The sequence below is a fragment of the Paraclostridium sordellii genome (assembly GCF_000953675.1).
Taxonomy (GTDB): Bacteria; Bacillota; Clostridia; order Peptostreptococcales; family Peptostreptococcaceae; genus Paraclostridium; species Paraclostridium sordellii.
Genome location: NZ_LN679998.1, coordinates 895,672 through 913,825 on the forward strand (window position 1 = coordinate 895,672; position 18,154 = coordinate 913,825).

At 25.9% G+C, this 18,154-nt stretch carries 19 protein-coding genes; 17 read left to right on the plus strand and 2 right to left on the minus strand.

Translation table 11 applies throughout. From position 1 onward, the window contains the following. Nucleotides 1-15: 15 nt before the first annotated feature. The 3 genes from kdpC to ATCC9714_RS04375 are packed head-to-tail and all read left to right on the plus strand — an operon-like array spanning nucleotide 16 to nucleotide 4,013. On the plus strand, nucleotides 16-585 hold the full coding sequence (gene kdpC, locus ATCC9714_RS04365) for a potassium-transporting ATPase subunit KdpC (RefSeq protein WP_021123350.1): 570 nt from the start codon (nucleotides 16-18) through the stop codon (nucleotides 583-585). A gap of 17 nt (nucleotides 586-602) precedes the next feature. After that, nucleotides 603-3,299, plus strand: a complete 2,697-nt coding sequence (locus ATCC9714_RS04370) for a sensor histidine kinase (protein WP_057574311.1) — start codon at nucleotides 603-605, stop codon at nucleotides 3,297-3,299. Nucleotides 3,300-3,314: 15 nt separating this feature from the next. Further along, nucleotides 3,315-4,013 carry a response regulator gene (locus ATCC9714_RS04375; RefSeq protein ID WP_057544552.1) on the plus strand — a complete coding sequence of 233 codons (699 nt, stop codon included), beginning with the start codon at nucleotides 3,315-3,317 and terminating at the stop codon, nucleotides 4,011-4,013. 67 nt (nucleotides 4,014-4,080) lie between these two features. Here the strand turns inward: ATCC9714_RS04375 and ATCC9714_RS04380 are convergent, their stop codons facing one another. Further along, the gene (locus ATCC9714_RS04380; protein ID WP_021123359.1) at nucleotides 4,081-4,500 is read right to left on the minus strand and encodes a flavodoxin; all 420 of its coding nucleotides are present in this window, start codon (nucleotides 4,498-4,500) and stop codon (nucleotides 4,081-4,083) included. A gap of 410 nt (nucleotides 4,501-4,910) precedes the next feature. Here ATCC9714_RS04380 and ATCC9714_RS04385 point away from each other — a divergent pair, with 410 nt between their 5' ends. The 9 genes from ATCC9714_RS04385 (at nucleotide 4,911) to ATCC9714_RS04425 (ending at nucleotide 11,304) form a co-directional block, all read left to right on the plus strand. Beyond that, nucleotides 4,911-5,642 (plus strand): ribonuclease H1 domain-containing protein, encoded by a 732-nt coding sequence (locus tag ATCC9714_RS04385; RefSeq protein ID WP_054631282.1) that lies wholly within the window; start codon nucleotides 4,911-4,913, stop codon nucleotides 5,640-5,642. 148 nt (nucleotides 5,643-5,790) lie between these two features. Beyond that, nucleotides 5,791-6,588 carry a sulfite exporter TauE/SafE family protein gene (locus ATCC9714_RS04390; RefSeq protein ID WP_057544554.1) on the plus strand — a complete coding sequence of 266 codons (798 nt, stop codon included), beginning with the start codon at nucleotides 5,791-5,793 and terminating at the stop codon, nucleotides 6,586-6,588. A 96-nt stretch (nucleotides 6,589-6,684) separates the two neighbouring features. Continuing rightward, complete coding sequence (locus tag ATCC9714_RS04395) at nucleotides 6,685-7,212, plus strand: sigma-70 family RNA polymerase sigma factor (protein ID WP_057544556.1); 528 nt, start codon at nucleotides 6,685-6,687, stop codon at nucleotides 7,210-7,212. A 2-nt stretch (nucleotides 7,213-7,214) separates the two neighbouring features. Beyond that, nucleotides 7,215-8,438, plus strand: a complete 1,224-nt coding sequence (locus tag ATCC9714_RS04400) for a DUF4179 domain-containing protein (protein WP_057544558.1) — start codon at nucleotides 7,215-7,217, stop codon at nucleotides 8,436-8,438. Nucleotides 8,439-8,621: 183 nt separating this feature from the next. Further along, nucleotides 8,622-8,984 (plus strand): DUF2089 domain-containing protein, encoded by a 363-nt coding sequence (locus ATCC9714_RS04405; protein ID WP_021123366.1) that lies wholly within the window; start codon nucleotides 8,622-8,624, stop codon nucleotides 8,982-8,984. 18 nt (nucleotides 8,985-9,002) lie between these two features. Continuing rightward, nucleotides 9,003-9,410 carry an SHOCT-like domain-containing protein gene (locus tag ATCC9714_RS04410; RefSeq protein ID WP_054631278.1) on the plus strand — a complete coding sequence of 136 codons (408 nt, stop codon included), beginning with the start codon at nucleotides 9,003-9,005 and terminating at the stop codon, nucleotides 9,408-9,410. 13 nt (nucleotides 9,411-9,423) lie between these two features. Beyond that, nucleotides 9,424-9,687, plus strand: a complete 264-nt coding sequence (locus ATCC9714_RS04415; protein WP_021123369.1) for a hypothetical protein — start codon at nucleotides 9,424-9,426, stop codon at nucleotides 9,685-9,687. Nucleotides 9,688-9,707: 20 nt separating this feature from the next. Then, nucleotides 9,708-10,970, plus strand: a complete 1,263-nt coding sequence (locus ATCC9714_RS04420; RefSeq protein ID WP_057544560.1) for an MFS transporter — start codon at nucleotides 9,708-9,710, stop codon at nucleotides 10,968-10,970. A 109-nt stretch (nucleotides 10,971-11,079) separates the two neighbouring features. Further along, complete coding sequence (locus ATCC9714_RS04425) at nucleotides 11,080-11,304, plus strand: alpha/beta-type small acid-soluble spore protein (protein WP_021128668.1); 225 nt, start codon at nucleotides 11,080-11,082, stop codon at nucleotides 11,302-11,304. 50 nt (nucleotides 11,305-11,354) lie between these two features. On the opposite strand, the gene ATCC9714_RS04430 is transcribed toward ATCC9714_RS04425, so the two are convergent. Continuing rightward, complete coding sequence (locus tag ATCC9714_RS04430; protein WP_057544562.1) at nucleotides 11,355-12,707, minus strand: MATE family efflux transporter; 1,353 nt, start codon at nucleotides 12,705-12,707, stop codon at nucleotides 11,355-11,357. Nucleotides 12,708-12,900: 193 nt separating this feature from the next. Between ATCC9714_RS04430 and ATCC9714_RS04435 the strand changes: the two genes are divergently transcribed. From ATCC9714_RS04435 to cax, 5 genes are all read left to right on the plus strand, one after another. Beyond that, nucleotides 12,901-13,539, plus strand: a complete 639-nt coding sequence (locus tag ATCC9714_RS04435) for a nitroreductase family protein (RefSeq protein WP_054631273.1) — start codon at nucleotides 12,901-12,903, stop codon at nucleotides 13,537-13,539. A gap of 698 nt (nucleotides 13,540-14,237) precedes the next feature. Further along, nucleotides 14,238-14,951: a LytR/AlgR family response regulator transcription factor gene (locus ATCC9714_RS04440; RefSeq protein ID WP_057544564.1), complete on the plus strand. Its 714-nt coding sequence runs from the start codon at nucleotides 14,238-14,240 to the stop codon at nucleotides 14,949-14,951. Next, nucleotides 14,945-16,270 (plus strand): ATP-binding protein, encoded by a 1,326-nt coding sequence (locus tag ATCC9714_RS04445; protein ID WP_057574310.1) that lies wholly within the window; start codon nucleotides 14,945-14,947, stop codon nucleotides 16,268-16,270. The genes ATCC9714_RS04440 and ATCC9714_RS04445 overlap by 7 nt, the downstream gene beginning before the upstream one ends. Nucleotides 16,271-16,372: 102 nt before the next feature. Further along, nucleotides 16,373-16,954: an accessory gene regulator B family protein gene (locus ATCC9714_RS04450; protein ID WP_057544568.1), complete on the plus strand. Its 582-nt coding sequence runs from the start codon at nucleotides 16,373-16,375 to the stop codon at nucleotides 16,952-16,954. Between the two features lie 156 nt (nucleotides 16,955-17,110). Continuing rightward, complete coding sequence (gene cax / locus ATCC9714_RS04455) at nucleotides 17,111-18,154, plus strand: calcium/proton exchanger (protein ID WP_057544570.1); 1,044 nt, start codon at nucleotides 17,111-17,113, stop codon at nucleotides 18,152-18,154.

Below are 18,154 nucleotides of genomic sequence, written 5' to 3' on the forward strand. Positions count from 1 at the left end.
TAAGGAGATGTTAATATGAAGTATATAAAAAAATCATTATTAATTTTTACAATATTAACAGTTATAACAGGAGTTATATATCCGATGACTGTAACTGCTTTTGCTCAAATTTTTGTAAATAATAAAGCAAATGGTAGTATAATTGAAGAAGATGGAAAAAAATTAGGTTCAGAATATGTGGGGCAAAACTTTACTAACCCTGACTACTTTTGGTCAAGACCTTCTAATAGTGTAGATTATCCATATAATGGATTAGGATCTTCAGGAAGTAACAGTTCTCCAACTGGTAAAGACTTTGAAAAAGTTATAGAAGAAAGAATAAAATTATATGAAAAATATGATGAAGACTCTAATAAGAAAATACCTGTTGATTTAATCACAGCTTCAGCTAGTGGACTAGATCCACATATATCTTTAAATGGAGCTAAATATCAAGTAGATAGAGTTGCAAAGTATAGTAATGTATCAAAAGATAAATTAATGAAACTTATAGAAAAAAATACAGAAAGAAAATTTGTTGGAATATTTGGAGAGGATAAAGTCAATGTTTTAAAACTTAATATAGATTTAGATAAAATTAAATAAAGATAATGGAGGGTAAGATGAATAGACCAGATCCAGAAAGCTTACTTTCTAAAGTAAACAACGAGGAAGCTAAGTTAAAAAGAGGTCAACTTAAAATATTCTTTGGATATGCAGCAGGAGTAGGAAAGACCTACTCCATGCTTGAATCTGCACATATGCTAAAAGATAGTGGCGTAGATGTAGTGGTTGGTTATATAGAGCCACACTCAAGAAAAGAAACCATAGCTTTAATAGATGGGCTAGAAGTTTTGAGTGTAAAAGAAGTAAAATATAAAAATATAAATTTAAAAGAATTTGATATTGATTTAGCTCTTAAAAGAAAGCCAGAAGTTATATTAGTAGATGAATTAGCTCATACAAATGCTAAAGGGTGTAGACATAATAAAAGATGGCAAGATATTGAGGAACTTCTAAGCTTTGGAATAGATGTTTATACAACTGTGAATGTACAACATTTAGAAAGTTTAAATGACATAATAGAAATTGTAGCAAATGTATGTGTTAAGGAAACAATACCAGATAAATTAATAGATTTATCTTCCCAATTAGAACTTATAGATGTGGAACCAGATGTGTTAATAGAAAGGTTTAATCAAGGTAAAATTTATAAAAAAGATCAAGCTAAAAGGGCTCAAGAAAACTTTTTTACAAAAGATAACTTAGTAGCGCTAAGAGAGTTAGCGCTTAGAAAAACTGCACAAAAGGTTAATAAAGAAGTAGAGATAAATAGATTATCAAAAGGAGAGGCTTCGGTAATTCCTACCTCTGAAACTATACTTGTTTGTGTATCTCCATCTCCATCTTCTGCAAAGTTAATTAGAACAGCATCTAGAATTTCTCAAGCATCTTTATCAAAATTAATTGCTATATATATAAAAGATCCAATTAAAGATAATCTTTCTAAAGAAGCTAACAAACAACTTGAATTAAATTTAGAACTAGCTAAAATCTTAGGAGCAGAAGTTGTTTTACTACATGGAGACAATATGGTAGAAGATATTTTGAGATTTTCTAAAATGCGAAATGTTACTAAGGTAATTATAGGGAGAAATCATAAGAAGCATAGTCTATTTTCAAAATTAATAAAAAAGGATATAGTAGATAAGTTAATAGATGAAGCTGATTATATTGATGTTCATGTAATTCCTTACAAAGGAGATGAAAGAAGAAAATTTAAATCTAAAAAAAATAAAAACTTATTAAGTAAATTTAAGATAAGTAATATTGATTTAATAAAGCTATCAGTTATAACTATGATTGCTACTATAATTGCATATACCCTGCATAGGGCTGGATTTATACAAGAAAATTTATATTTAACATATATGCTAGGAGTAGTACTAGTATCAGTTTTGACTAAAGGTTATGGGGCAGGTATATTAAGTTCTGTTTTAAGTGTACTTATTATAAATTACTTATTTACAAATCCACTATATACTTTTAAAATTGAAAATCATAATTACATTATTACATTGATTGGATTTTGTATAGCTGGAATTATAACTTCAACATTAACTTCTAGGATACAACAACAAGTATCTATATATGCAAAAAGAGAACAAAATACCCAGATGCTATATAAACTAAGTAGGAGTTTTTTAAGAATATCTAATAAAGAGGAAATTATAGAAAAAGGATTGGAATTTTTATCAATAGGCCTTAATAGAAATGTTGTATGTTACCTAAATGATAAAAAAAATCGAAGATTAAAGCTTTATAAAAATATAAAAGACAATAAAGATGAAAGTTTACTCATAGATAACTCCGAAAAAGCTGTAGCAACTTGGGTTTTAAATAATAATACTATAGCTGGTAGTTCAACAGATACATTACCTGGAGCAAAAGGGTTTTACATTCCTATAATAGGTATAAATGAAACCTTAGGAGTCGTTGGAGTTTCTTGCTTAAATGAAAAGATAGATAATGAAGATATAATACTAATAGAAGCGGTTATAGCTCAAATGGCCATATCTATTGATAGAGAAATTTTAGCTGAGGAGCAAAAGGAAGTTAGCTTAGAAATTGAAAGTGAAAGATTAAGAAGTAATTTATTAAGAGCTATATCCCATGATTTAAGAACGCCTCTTGCAGGTATAAGTGGAGCTATTAGTACTATAATTAAAAATAAAAATTTAATAGGTGAAGAGGTTGTAGACGATTTACTAAATGGTGTTTTTGAAGATACACAGTGGTTAATTAGATTGGTAGAAAATCTTTTAAGTATGACAAGAATAGATGAAGGAAGACTTGAAGTTAAAAAAAATCCAGAAATAGTAGAAGAAGTCATATCAGAAGCCTTATCGCATATAAAGAAAAGAATGAAAGATGTAGAGTTAAAAATAGATATACCAGATGAGATACTATTTGTAGATATGGATGCAAAACTTATAGAACAAGTACTTATCAATTTAATAGATAATGCTATTAAATATTGTAACACAGAATGTGAAATTAATATAAAAGTTTATGAAGAAGAAGAATACGTAGCTTTTGAAGTTATAGATAATGGTCCTGGTATTTGTGAAGAATTTATAGATAGTGTTTTTGATAGATTTTTTACAGGAGAAATAAATCATAGTGATTCAAGAAAAGGGGTAGGATTAGGACTTTCAATTTGCAAGTCTATAATAACTGCACATAAAGGTAATATAGAAGTTAAAAATAATGAGTTAAAAGGGGCAACATTTAAATTTATATTACCAAAGGAAAATTGATTTTAGGAGGAGAAAATGAGTAAATATTTAGTACTTATAATAGAGGATGACTCAACTATAAGAAAATTTATAAATGCTTCATTGGCAACTCAAGATTATTTAGTCAAAGAAGCTATAACAGGTAAGGAAGGAATATCTCTTTGCATGTCTTATTCTCCAGATGTAATCTTACTTGACTTAGGGCTTGAAGATATGGATGGAATTGATGTTATAAAAACTATTAGAAACTTGTCAGATGTACCTATAATAGTAGTCTCCGCAAGAGAACAAGACAGAGAAAAAGTAGAAGCTTTTGATATGGGTGCAGATGATTATATAACTAAACCATTTTCAGTAGCAGAATTATTAGCTAGAGTAAGAGTAGCTATTAGACATTCAGAAAAAAACAAGCCAAAAACTATAGTTAATAGTAATTTTAATTATAAAGATTTAAGTATAGATTTTGACAAAAGAAAAGTAAATGTAAGAGGAGATGAGATTCACTTAACTCCTAGTGAATATGATATATTGACTTTATTGTCCAAACATCATGGAAAAGTTCTTACACATAAATTTATAGCTAAAGAAATTTGGGGAAGTGCATTTGGAAGTGAAATCAAATCGCTTAGGGTTTTTATGGCAACATTAAGAAGAAAAATTGAAAAAGAACCTGCAAATCCAGAATATATATTAACTGAAATCAGTGTAGGTTATAAGTTAAATGATGATGAATAAAAATGGAGCCATTATTATGACTCCATTTTGAACATATTATTTTACATAAGATTTTTAGGTTAAGATTTTATAACTGTGCAATACTTTCGCCATATTTAATGCACAAATCTTCATCATCACCTTCAGGTGATTCATTTACTATAACAGAATCAAGAGGAAGTTCAAAACTATAAGATCTCATTTGATCTTCCCAAGTTCTCATCCATTCACCATCGCCCCAACCATAAGAACCAAATAAACAAGCTTTTTTACCTTTTCCGATATCCTTAAGAGATTCTATAAATGGTTCAAATTCAACCTCTTCTAGATTTTCATTACCCATAGAAGGGCAACCTAATATTAATATATCTTCATTTTTTAAATCATCTATGTTCACATTTTCTACATTTATCAAATCAACAGATTTATCTTTATTTGAAATTCCTTTAGATATAAGTTTAGCCATAGTTTCTGTATTTCCAGTACCACTCCAGTATATAATTTTCATAATTAATACCTCCTAAATGAAATTGAATATCATCACTGATAACCCTGATTAAATGATAACTATTTTCAAACGAAAAGTCAATGCGAAATTTATAAAATTTTATTAAAATTTTTCAAGACAAAAAAACAAGAAGGACCACAACTTAGGGAGGCGGTCCTTCTTGAAATTTGTTTGTTTTTTAGGAATATACAATATTTCATATACTTAGGCTTATAATGAAATTATTTTGATAGCTGATATTAATTATCAATTTCTCTTGCCAATATAATGATAATTGTTTTCAATTAAAAAGTCAATATTAATTTAAAAAAATTTTAAAGAAATCAAAAACTAGTATAAAATATTTGATAAATATATAAATTCATACTAATATAAAACTATAAATAAAATTAAAGATAGGAGAGTATAATTTGAGTAATAAATACTATGCAGTTAAAGTAGGTAAAAAGCCTGGAATTTACAAAACATGGGATGAATGTAAAGAACAAGTAAACAAGTTTCCAGGAGCTATATATAAAAGTTTTAAAACTTTAGAAGAAGCTGAAAAATTTTCTGGAGTAAAAACGAGTTTTAATGAAAATAAAAATAATAAGTTAAATAATAGTGCTAAAAAAGCTGATATAAAAAAAGAAGGTGATTTAAAGCCTATAAGAAGTAGTGCTAATGTAAAATATTTTGAAAAATATATAGAACCTGAAACTATAAAAGATGATTTTGATTTTATTGCTTTTGTAGATGGTAGTTATGATAGAGTTTCTAAGACTTTTGGATCTGGAATTGCTGTTTTAGATTTAAAAAACGACACTATTGAAGAATTTAAAGTTGCAGGTAACGATAAATGGGATCAGTGGAATATAGTAGGAGAAATAGAAGCTTCTAAATTTGCAATTAAACTTGGATATGAAAAAGAATTAAAAAAGATTTGTATATATCATGATTTGAAAAATATAGCTCTTTGGGCTAGTGGTAGTTGGCAGGCTAAAAACGAATATACTCAAGATTATGTTAGATACGTAGAAAAATATAGTGAAAACATGGAAATTACTTTTATAAAAGTAAAAGGACATAGTTGTAATAAATATAATGACATTGCAGATAGATTAGCTAGAGAAGCTATAGAAGAATATCTATATAGAAGATAAGTGGGTTTTTATAAAAAACTCACTTTTTTTATGCGAATATTAAAAATTGACGAAAATATTTGAAATTTTAGGAAAAGGTTATTGTAAAAAAAGAGATAGCATAGTAAAATTGTTTTTGCTGTTTAAAAAATAAGTTTAGGGGGGAATTATGGGAGTAGGTCAAATTTTATTATTTGTAATTATAGTTATGGTTGCCTATATTATTGAAGGAGTTATAGGCTTTGGGGGAACAATAATTGCAATTCCTTTAGCATCAGCTATTGTGGGATTAAAACCAACAGTACCAGTACTTACAATAGTAGTGTTAATAGCATCTACTATTATAGCTATTAAAGATATAAAATTTATAAATAAAAAAGAGTTTTTAAAAATAACAACATTAATGATGGTAGGACTGCCTATTGGTATGTGGCTATTTGAATCAATACCAGAAAAACCTTTAAAAATAGCTTTAGGAATATTCATGGTTATAATTGGAATTAAGGGTTTATATGAAGAAAAAAGAAAATCAAATGATTTAGGAGAAATAGTTGTAGAAATTGAAACAAATTTAGATAAAGATTGTATATCTATAGAAGAAACTACTAGTAAAAGATTAAATATTTTTCAAAACTTTACCATATTTTGTGGAGGGGTACTACATGGAGCATTTACTTGTGGAGGACCATTTATAGTTGTATATGCTACTAAAAATATAAAAGATAAAACGAGTTTTAGAGCAACTTTGTGTGCTTTATGGGCATCTTTAAATTTAGTTATGGTTGGAATTGATATATACACTAATGAAATAACAAAGGATATAATTAAATTGTCATTTATAACTATGATATTTGTGTTTATTGCAATAATTGTTAGTAATATAATTCATAAAAAAATAAATAGTGATTCATTTACAACCTTTGTATATATAGCATTAATAGTATCTGGAATTTTAATGATCAAGTAAAAGATTATATATTTAAATAAAAATTTAAAATAAATGATAGGAATTTGTTAAATAGATTGTATTAATATATGTGAAGCTTCACAAAGGAGGTAAGATATGAAAGAAAAATTTCTCATAAAAAACATAAAAAAGAGAAAAGAAAAAGGCATGGAGATGCTAATAGATGAGTACTCAGGATTTATATTAGCAATAGTTAGAAACTATTTAGGAAGTTTAAAAAATTATGAAGAGGAATGTTTAGATGATGTACTTTTAGCTATATGGGATAATATTGATTCCTACAAAGGTGATAAATCAACTTTTAAAAATTGGATAGGAAGTATAGCTAAATACAAAGCTATAAATTATAAGAAAAAATATATAAGAGAGCTTGAATCCATAGAAATAGAGGCAAATACAATATCTTATAAAGATAAAGATTTACTTCAACATGAAATAAAAGAGGAAATAGATAGTTTATTAAATCATTTATCTGAAAAAGACAGAGAAATATTTAAAAAATACTATTTGGAAGATATTGAATTAAGTGATATAGCTAAAGAATTCAATACAAATGTAGATAATTTATACAATCGTATATCGAGAGGTCGAAAAAAGTTAAGAGCTATACATAAGGAGGGGTAAATATGAAAAATAAATATGAAATGTTTAATGATACTAAAATAGATGAAAATAATTATAAAAATATAAATATAAGTGAAGAAGATAAAGAAGCTATAAAAAATAGGATGAATAAAAAAATAAAGTATAGAAAATCAAACTATAAAAAAAATATATTAGTAGCTAGTATACCAATACTTGTAGCAGGGGGGATTATTTTAAGTGGAGAAACTTCTATGGCTTATATACAAAATATAGGTAAGCAAATAGAACATTTCTTTAATAAAAATGATGAAGAATTAAGAGGATATAAAACTTTAGTTAATGAAACTAAAACTGATAAAAACATAGATGTTACTCTAAATGAAATTATGTTAGAGGATGGAGAGCTATTACTTAGTTTAACTTTAGATGATTCAAAGTTAGATAAAGATAAACTTGGAATAAGCAGTGAAAATAAAAATGCCGAATTTAATGAACCTAAAGTAAAAATAGGAGATTTAACTTTTGTAAATACAGGTGGTGCAATGAGTTCAGAAAAGACAGATGAGAATCGTAGTGATATACTTTTAAAATGTAGATTAGATAGTATAGATAAAAATGGTGATGGAAAAGCAGATATTGAAAACTTTGATCTATTAAAAGACTTAGATTTAAGTAAAAACTATAATGTAGAAGTAATTATTGATGAAATTGGATATACTTTCAATAAAGATAAAAAGGTTACTAATGATATCAGAATTGGTGCTCATGGTGGAGGAACATCAGAAGATGGAGAACCTTATGGGACTAAAACTGGTTATTTAAATGGAAATTGGAACTTTAAAACTAATCTAAATGGAAAAGAATTATCTAAAAGTATAAAATCTTATGATGTAAATAAAAGTTTAGATATAAACTATAAAGGCATGAATATTAAAGCAAATATAGATGAATTAAGGGTTACACCTACTAGAATTAAAATAAAATATAATTTTGAAGTAGAAAATAATACTACTAGTTTATATAAAAATCCTATATTCCTAGATTTTATTATAAAAGATGAAAGTGGGAATATAATACAGTCAAATGGAGCATCATATGATTTAAGCTCTGATAAAGAAAATTTAGAGGGTAGTACTATAGAATTTGAAATTAATAAAGATATGAAAGAAATCAAAATTATACCAGTAATTGAAGATTGGAATAAGAAAGTTGGAAAAGATACTCAATTTAAAAATCAAACTATAAGTTTAGAATTAAATAAATAAGTGAGAAAGCTAAAAGAGTTATTACAAATAGTAATAACTCTTTTATATTTAAAATAAAAATTAAATAAATTAATAAAAATAGAATTAAAAATTAATAATATTAAAATTTGAATTAAATATTTTAAATAAATTAGTGCCAAATATTAATTTTATGTATATAATTATATTAAAGGAAGTGATAAAGTGTATAAAGTTTTGACTAAATGTCCAATATGCAGCGAAGAACTAAAGATTACAAAGCTAGAGTGTAGTAATTGTAATACAAAAATAGAAAATGATTTTTCATTTTCAAAATTTGAAAAATTATCTCAAGAGCAATTACACTTTGTAGAAGTATTTTTATCTTGTAGAGGAAATATAAAAGATGTTGAGAAAAAGTTAAATATATCTTATCCAACAGTTAGAGGTAAATTAGATGAAATAAATCAAACACTTGGATTGAATGCTAGAAAAAATAGTGATAATGAAAAACAACATATTATGAATATGTTAGAAAATGGAGAGATATCCTCAGATGAAGCTATAAAATTATTAAAAAATCTATAATTAAAAGGTGGTATAAAAATGGAAGATAAAAAGAGAGTTTTAAAGATGGTTGAAGAAGGAAAAATTAGTGCAGAAGAGGGCTTAAAGTTATTAGAGGCATTAGAATCAAATCCAGGTGATGAAGTAAAAGTAAATAAACAACCAATTGTAGATGAAAATGAATTTTTTAAGATAGATAAAAATAGCTCAAAAGAAAAAATGATATATATAAGAGTTATAAGTAGCAATGGAGAAAGAGTAAAGGTTAATATACCTATTGGATTTTTAAAGGTTCTAGGATCAAATAGTTTAATGGGATCAGCAAATTTAGACAAATATAATATTGATATAAATAGTATAATCGATGCTGTTGAAAATGGGTTTGAAGGAAGATTGGTAGAAGTTAATAGTGATGATGGAGATAGAGTTATAATTGAGATAGGATAAGGGGGCGAATATTTTGAAAATAGTTGTTAAAACCAATGACTTAAAGAGAAATATTAATATAAACTTACCTATGTGTATGATAACTACTATACTAAGATTTACAAATATATCTAGTAGTAAATATGTTGATAAAAATAAAATAAATAGTAATTTTCTTACAGAGTTTAATAAAGAAAATCTTATAAAAGGTCTAAAATACTTAAGAAAAAATCATAAGGGACTAATACTTGTAGAGGTTGATAGCCCAAATGGAGAGTATGTTAAAATTCAAATTTAGTATAAAAGGTGGAATATAATTTGGATAATTCAAGTAGTTTGAAAAATAACAAGCTTTGGAACAAAAACTTTTCCTTATTATGGCAAGGTCAATTAGTGTCTTGTTTAGGAGATGCTTTTTATTCAATTGCTCTTGGATTTTGGGTTTTAGACAAAACGGGGTCATCAGCAATAATGGGAATTTTAATGGCAGCAGTAAGTATTCCTAGAGTAATAATAGGACCTTTTGCAGGGGTTATAGTAGATAGGTTTGATAGAAAAAAACTTATACTTTTAGGTGACTTTATAAGGGGAATAGGTATGCTATTTGTAGGTTACGCTGCCTTAAATAACTTTTTAGATGTATGGATGGTAATAATAGTTGGAATTATATCTGGTGTGTGTTCAGCATTTTTTAATCCTGCAATAAGTTCTGTAATTCCAGATTTAGTATCTAATGAAGATCTAGTCAAAGCAAATTCTGCTCAACAAATGGCAACATCAACGACCAGTCTTATCGGAAGCATGTCAGGTGGATTTATCTACTCAATTCTTGGGGAATCAATTATGTTTATATTCAATGGAATTAGTTATATAACATCAACTATAAGTGAAATTTTTATAGAGATTCCAAAAACAGATAGGAAAAATACAAAATTAAATTTAAAAGAAGACTTTAAAGAAGGATTAAAGTTTACATTTAGATTTAGGGGATTTGTTTTATTGCTTTCGGCAGCTTTTTCTCTTAACTTTTTATATGCGATGTTTTTTTTGCTTCTTAAACCTTTATTTTTAGCAGATTCAAATTTAGGGGTATCTAGATTTGGCGTGATATCTGCATTTCAAAGTATTGGAATGATTTTTGCAAGTATATTATTAACAAAAGTTAATATAAAAATTGAAAAAAGAGCAAATATTATGTTACCAGCATTAATATTACAAAGTGTATTTTTCTTTTTAGGTGTACTTATAAATAAATTTTATATAATGTGTATATGCTTTTTTATAGGTAGTTTTTTAAATACTGTATCAAATACTGTAAGTACATCAGCTATGATGTTAGTTATACCTCAAAATATGAGAGGAAAAGTTATGAGCATTATATTTACTCTATCTATGGGAATACATCCTATTGGAAGTTTAGTAGGAGGTATACTTGGAGATATTTTTTATCCAAGAATTATAATGATTGGATGCTTTCTTATAGGGATAATAGGAAGTACTCCTATACTTTTTAGTAAAAGTGCAAAAAAAGTATTAAATTATAATCCTAAAATTCAGAAATTAGAAGATTTAAGAAGTTAAATTAATAAAAATTATTTGTAAAAATAAAACTATCTTGCTACTAACTGTATAATAATATAAAACTACTTTGCAAATACTAAGTAGGACAACTATTTAGGAGGTCAAATAAATGGCAAATAAACCGTTAGTAAATAATGCAAAAGAAGCTTTAAATCAAATGAAATTAGAAATAGCAGGGGAGTTTGGAATCCCAAATAATCATGTAGATGGAGCGAATAAAACATCTTATGAAAATGGATTGATGGCAGGTAGTATAGGTGCAATGATGACTAAAAAATTAGTGAAAATGGGAGAAGAACAACTCCTTAGAGAATATAATAGTAAAAAGATATAAAAATAAAGTACCTTAAAATTTTAAAAAATTTTAAGGTACTTTATTTTTTATTATGCATTTATAGATAAACAGTTTGAATTTTCTAGGTTATTAATTTTTCTAGTGTAATCAAGAATTAATGGAATGCAAGCAGCTATCCAAGCCATCGGACCTGCCAAACAAACACCTGTATATCCAAGAATTAATGGAAGTGTAAATGCAACTATGGTTCTAGCCAACAACTCACAAACTCCTGCCATCATAGGAACAAAAGTATATCCCATACCTTGAAGAGCATTTCTGTAAATAAATATTAAACTAAGTGGTATAAAGAAGAATGCCACAGTAGTTAAATACTTCATGGAGTAATCTATTACGGCTGGATTTGCATCAGATATAAATAATTTCACAAAAGAACTTCCAAATAGAGTTAGTATAACTCCACCAACTATACCAATTCCTATATTTATAATAGTACATTTTTTTACGCCTTCTTTAATGCGGTCTATATTTGAAGCACCAAGATTTTGGGCACAATAAGTTGCCATAGTTACCCCAAATGTAACGCTAGGTTGCATAACAAGCTGTTCAACTTTAGAAGCAGCAGTATGTGCAGCTACAACAGTTGAGCCAAATGCATTAACTGCTCCCTGAAGCACTATTGCTCCAATTGCAGTTATAGAAAATTGAAGAGCCATAGGTATACCAATACCCAAATGTTTTTTAAAGAGATCTTTATCATATTTAAAGTGATTTTTGTTAAGTTTTAATATTGGAAATTTTTTTGAAGTATAAATTAAACATAAAATTCCAGAAAAACCTTGAGATATAACTGTTGCATAGGCAGCACCAGCTACACCCATTGAAAAATTAACTATAAATACTAAGTCTAAAATGATATTTAAAATAGAAGCCACAATTAAAAAGTACAGAGGTGTTTTACTATCTCCCAATGCACGTAAGATACTAGAAATCATGTTATAAAAAAATGTTGCAAATATTCCTGCATAAATAACTATTATATAAGAAAAAGCATCATCTATTATATCATTAGGTGTATTTATAGCTCTTAAAAGTGGCTTTGCAGTAAGAATACTAATTGAAGTTATTAAAATTGTCATAATTATAGATAATATTATACCACTACCCACAGCCTTTTTTACTCCCTCAGTATCACCTGCTCCAAATTTTTGAGAAACCAAAACAGAAAAGCCTGAAGTAAGACCTAATACAAATCCTATTATTAAAAAGTTCATTGAACCAGTCGAACCTACGGCAGCAAGAGCATTTACACCTAAAAACCTTCCAACTATTATTGTATCAACCATGCTATAAAACTGTTGGAATATATTTCCTATTAAAAGTGGTATAGAAAAATACAAAATTAACTTTACTGGATTTCCAGTTGTCATATCCTTGGTCATAAAATCCCCCTTTATAATTATTAAATTTATGTGTCAGCATATAATAGCATTATTTAAAAGCGCACACAATAGATTATATAAAACTTAATGAAAATGATACAAAAATTAACTATAAAAAAATAGTTTGACATAAAACTATTTTATTTATATAATTTAGCTTAGAAATAAATACATATTAAAAGGAGATAAAATAATGGCAAATTTAGATTTTATATATAATCGTCAAAGTATAAGAAAGTTTAAAGATACACCTGTGCCTAAGGAAGATATAATAGAACTATTAAAAGCAGCTACATTTGCACCATCAGCAAAACATCAACAAAACTGGCACTTTGTTGTTCTTCAAAATAAAGATATGATAAACGAAATGGCTGATATAGTAACTAAGAGTCATGAAAAAATAGGAGAATTAGCAAAAACTGAAAAAGATAAAAAAATACATATGAGTGTAATAAATTATTATACTTGTTTTAAAAATGCTCCAGTAGTAGTTTTAGTTTACGGATGCGAATATAAGATGATAGAATATAAAATTTTAAAAGAAAATGATGCTCCTAAAGAAATTTTAGATACACTTGTTTCTCCACAATCAGGAGCTCAAAGTATCGGAGCTGCTGTAGAAAACTTTTTATTAGCGGCAACTGAGATGGGTTATGGGGCTTGTTATATGACAGGACCTACTCATGCTAAAACTGAAATAGAAAATCTTATAGGATTTGAAAAACCAGGATATGAATTAATGTCTATGATAGCACTAGGAGTAGCTGAAGATAATCAACCTGCACAACCACCAAGAAAACCATTAGAGGATGTTACTACATTTATAGATTAATATTTTTATAAAGAATATTTAATAAGTTAAAACTAGGTTTCAAATTTTATATGAAAAATAATTATAAAAAAATATTTTTATATAAAATTTAAATTATAATATAGATTTTAATTTAAACAGATGATATATTGTATACATAGACAACAAGGAAAGACAAATTAAAACAAATAATTAATATACAATAAATATGTGTTTTAAATCAATTAAGATATAGACATTAAAAAGAGAAACTTAAGAAGTTTTTCTTACCCTTAAAGATCCCTTATTATAAAAAGTTAAATAAATATTCTCTAAAAAGACTGTTTAATAAAACAGTCTTTTTTCGTTTTTGAAATAAAATATAAAAACAAAAAAATACATAAAATTTTATTTTTATATAGACTTGTATACTATAATATGATATATTGTATACATAGACAACAAGATTTGACAAAAAGAAACAAATCATTAGGAAACTGACAGAATTTATTAAAAATTAAAGCACTTTAAGATATAGACTCAAAATATACTATTCCCCTAAAAGTATAAAAATATCCCCTAAAAAGACTGTTAACGGAAAACAGTCTTTTTTTTGTCTAAAATGTATATATCAGCATAACTATATTAATCGATTTACCTAGAAGCTTCTATTATATATAATAGAAGTAGTGAAAATAAATAATGATATTAATAAGTAATTTGATTAGGGAGGAGAAACAATGGGTCTACATATTGGTATATGTGAAGATGATTTAATACACATTAAAATTTTAAAAAATCATATAAAAGAAGTAATTAAATCTAAAAATTTACCTTTTGAGATTTATGAGTTTAAATCAGGAGAGGAATTGATAAAAAATTACCCAAAGTATTTGGATATACTATTTCTAGATATACAGATGGAAGGCCTTACAGGAATGGATACTGCTCGAAGGATCAGGGAATTTGATAATAATGTAGAAATTTTATTTACCACTTCTTTAAATGAATACGTATATGAAGGGTATGAAGTAAGAGCTTATAGATATTTATTGAAACCGCTTACTTATGAAATAATTGAAAGACATTTAAATGAATGTATTTTAAATATTTTAGAAAAATCTAAAAATTTTTTAATTATAAATAATAAAAATAAATTAATAAAAATAATGTTAGACGATGTATTGTATATGGAAACTGAAGGAAGAGAGCTTGTAATACATAAGATAAATGATGAGTATAAGGTTAAAATGAGTATGCGAAAACTAGAAAAACTATTACAAGGGAAAAAGTTTTTTAGATGTCACAATAGTTTTATGGTTAATTTAGATAAAATTGAATGTATTGACAAAAACATTGTTTACATAAATAAAGCTCAAATACCTGTTAGTAAACATAGAATACAGAGTTTAAAGAAGGAATTAACTAATATATTAGGAGCAATTATATGTTAAACAGCCATATGTTTTGGGATTTAGTTCATATATTCACATTAGCGATAGAATTGATAACTATTTATATGTTATTTAATACAGTTAGTGAGAGGAAAACTTCTATTAAGACTAATTTAATTAGTTTTATTTTAATAATATTTATGTTTTTTTCATTTAATATAATAAAAATAAACATAAGTATAAGAATAGGTATATTTATAATAAGTAGCTCTATATTTTATATAATAAACTATAGAGTAAGTTTTATCAAAAGTTTAATAATACCTTTATTATTTACCTTGATTTTATTAGGAATAGAAATTTTAAGCGCAGGTGTAATAGCACTTATAAATGAAGTTAATTTTTCATTTGTTATGAACTACTCTATGTATAGAATTGAAGCTATAATAATTTCTAAATCAGTTGCATTTATATGTGTTCTTTATTTTAGCTATTTTAAATTATCGGGAGAAATCAGTAAAAAGGATTTTGTATATGTATGTATACCAGTTTGTACTAATATAGTTATTTTAATAACTGTATATTGTTATGCCGTAGATTTATCAACAAATAATAAAATAAATAATTATATAATTGTATTTATATCTTCTTTATTAATGATATCTAGTGTATTTTTAATAGCTATAATTTATAAAATTTTAAAAGATAATAAATTGAAATTAGAACATAAATTGATAAAGGAAAAAATAAGTCTGGAATGTACTTATTATATGCAGGTAGAAAGTAATCATGAAAAAGTTAGAAGTCTTTACCATGATATGAAAAATCATATGATTTGCATTGGAAATTTAGATACTATAGAAGAAGTTAAAAAATATGTAGGTAATATAAATTTAGAATTAAACAGTATGAATAACTCATTTAATACAGGAAATAAAATTGTAGATATAATATTAAGTGATAAAAAATCCATATGTATAAAAAATAATATTAATTTTGAATGTTTTTTAGATTTATCAAAGTTAGATTTTGTTGATATGAATGATATATGTATTATATTTTCAAATGCCATAGATAATGCAATTCAAGCTTGTCAAAAGATAAAAACTAATTCTTTAAAAAAATTCATATTTATAAAGGTTACTTATGTAAATAGTTTTTGTGTCATAAATATTGAAAATAGTAAGATAAACAAAATTTTAAGCAAAAAAGGAAATATAATAACTGATAAAAAGGATAAATTTCATCATGGACTTGGAATTAAGAATATAAAAAATATTGTTAATAAATATGATGGAGAAGTAAGTATAAAATTTGATGATGAGAAATTTCTTTTAACTATAATGATACCAATAAAAAGAGGTACTTTTTTGCATTAAAATACGCCAATTTTGACCACTTAGTGACCAATTTTGCAATACATATTGAATAAATAAATATTAGGTGTTATTTTAAAATAAAAAAGATTTGAGGGAGGCACTATGGTTGAGGCACTTGCTGATAAGTTAGTATCTTTTTTTATTGAAAAGAGATTTGTAGTTGAAGAAAAATATGAAATATATAAAGGTAGAATTAATTCTTTAATATATTTTATAATTAGCTTGGTAAGTGTAGTAATTATAGGTTTAATTTTTAATAAGGTAATTCAAGGAATTATATTTTTAATTTGTTATATTTTAATACGAAAATTTGCTTTTGGATATAAACATAATAGTTATTTAGTACGTCTATCAATGTTTATCGCTATGTTAATATTTACAATTTATATAAGCCGTTATGATGACATTATAACTTACAAATCTTTAGTAATGATATTTTCTATGTTAAGTTTTGGGGCGATTTATATGTTAGCTCCAGTAAATGATAGAAAAAATCCTTTAAAACCTAATATTGTATTTAAGTATAAAATTATATCAAGGGTATTGGCAAGTATTATCACAATAACCACAATTTTATTATTAACAATTTATAAATTACATGGATACTCAGCTTATATGTGTGCGGCTTTATTTTGGAGTGCTATATTATTGATTTTGGGGACTATAAAAAACTACATAATATAATTCAAAAAAAATAACTACATTAATGTAGTTATTTTTTTTGAATTATATTATGAGAAAAGACAAATACTATATAATGGAATATAGACAAAAAAATAGTAAAGGAATATAATAAGTTAGAAATAAAACTATTAAAATAAAACTATTTAGAGGTGGAAAATGAAAATTTTAAAATATTTATTGATTTTTATTCCTATAAGTATAATAGGAGAATTTATGCACTTGCCACCGACGGTAATGTTTGTTTTAGCTGCTCTGTCAATAATACCATTAGCAGGGCTTATGGGAGCGGCAACAGAAGAAATCTCTTTTTACACTGGTCCCAAAATTGGAGGCTTTTTAAATGCCACATTTGGAAATGCAACAGAACTTATAATATCTTTCTTTGCTCTTAAAGTAGGATTGTTTGATGTTGTAAAGGCTTCTATTGCAGGTTCGGTTATAGGTAATATATTACTTGTTCTTGGAGCAAGTATGTTATTTGGAGGATTAAAACATAAAAATCAAACTTTTAATAAAAAAGTTATAGAGGTTTCTTCAAGTATGCTATTGCTTGCCGTAATAGGGCTTTGTATACCAGCTATATTCACTCACACTATTGATCCAAAATTACTTAATACTAGATATGAAGGATTAAGTATAGTGGTAGCTATAATCATGTTTGCTATATACATATTAAGTTTAGTATTTTCTTTTTTTACTCATAAAGATATATACTCTATAGACCATGAAGAAAAAGGAAGTGCTAAATGGAGTCTAAAAAAATCTATAATTATTTTAGCAATTGCTACTATACTAATAGCAATTGAAAGTGAATTTTTAGTTAGTGGAGTAGACTCAATAACTTCAACACTAGGACTTAGCGAATTTTTTGTAGGTATAATATTAATTCCAATTATAGGAAATGCAGCGGAACATTCTACTGCGATTGTAATGGCCATGAAAAATAAAATGGATGTATCTGTAGAAATTGCAGTTGGATCAAGTTTACAAATAATATTATTTGTAGCTCCAGTTTTAATATTTTTAAGCTTATTATTTACACCAATGAGTATAGTATTTAATCAGTTTGAGTTAGTATCTTTAATAGTATCTGTACTTATTGTAAATAGAGTTGCTAGTGATGGAGAATCAAATTGGCTTGAAGGGGTACAATTACTCTCTGTATATCTGATAATTGCTGCTGGATTTTTCATATTATAA

What these genes read in the sequence shown, in the direction of transcription:
- kdpC (WP_021123350.1), top strand. Translation starts at nt 16, where the DNA reads ATGAAGTATATAAAAAAATCATTATTAATTTTTACAATATTAACAGTT.
- ATCC9714_RS04370 (WP_057574311.1), top strand. Translation starts at nt 603, where the DNA reads ATGAATAGACCAGATCCAGAAAGCTTACTTTCTAAAGTAAACAACGAG.
- ATCC9714_RS04375 (WP_057544552.1), top strand. Translation starts at nt 3,315, where the DNA reads ATGAGTAAATATTTAGTACTTATAATAGAGGATGACTCAACTATAAGA.
- ATCC9714_RS04380 (WP_021123359.1), bottom strand. Translation starts at nt 4,500, where the DNA reads ATGAAAATTATATACTGGAGTGGTACTGGAAATACAGAAACTATGGCT.
- ATCC9714_RS04390 (WP_057544554.1), top strand. Translation starts at nt 5,791, where the DNA reads ATGGGAGTAGGTCAAATTTTATTATTTGTAATTATAGTTATGGTTGCC.
- ATCC9714_RS04395 (WP_057544556.1), top strand. Translation starts at nt 6,685, where the DNA reads ATGAAAGAAAAATTTCTCATAAAAAACATAAAAAAGAGAAAAGAAAAA.
- ATCC9714_RS04400 (WP_057544558.1), top strand. Translation starts at nt 7,215, where the DNA reads ATGAAAAATAAATATGAAATGTTTAATGATACTAAAATAGATGAAAAT.
- ATCC9714_RS04410 (WP_054631278.1), top strand. Translation starts at nt 9,003, where the DNA reads ATGGAAGATAAAAAGAGAGTTTTAAAGATGGTTGAAGAAGGAAAAATT.
- ATCC9714_RS04425 (WP_021128668.1), top strand. Translation starts at nt 11,080, where the DNA reads ATGGCAAATAAACCGTTAGTAAATAATGCAAAAGAAGCTTTAAATCAA.
- ATCC9714_RS04430 (WP_057544562.1), bottom strand. Translation starts at nt 12,707, where the DNA reads ATGACCAAGGATATGACAACTGGAAATCCAGTAAAGTTAATTTTGTAT.
- ATCC9714_RS04435 (WP_054631273.1), top strand. Translation starts at nt 12,901, where the DNA reads ATGGCAAATTTAGATTTTATATATAATCGTCAAAGTATAAGAAAGTTT.
- ATCC9714_RS04440 (WP_057544564.1), top strand. Translation starts at nt 14,238, where the DNA reads ATGGGTCTACATATTGGTATATGTGAAGATGATTTAATACACATTAAA.
- ATCC9714_RS04445 (WP_057574310.1), top strand. Translation starts at nt 14,945, where the DNA reads ATGTTAAACAGCCATATGTTTTGGGATTTAGTTCATATATTCACATTA.
- ATCC9714_RS04450 (WP_057544568.1), top strand. Translation starts at nt 16,373, where the DNA reads ATGGTTGAGGCACTTGCTGATAAGTTAGTATCTTTTTTTATTGAAAAG.
- cax (WP_057544570.1), top strand. Translation starts at nt 17,111, where the DNA reads ATGAAAATTTTAAAATATTTATTGATTTTTATTCCTATAAGTATAATA.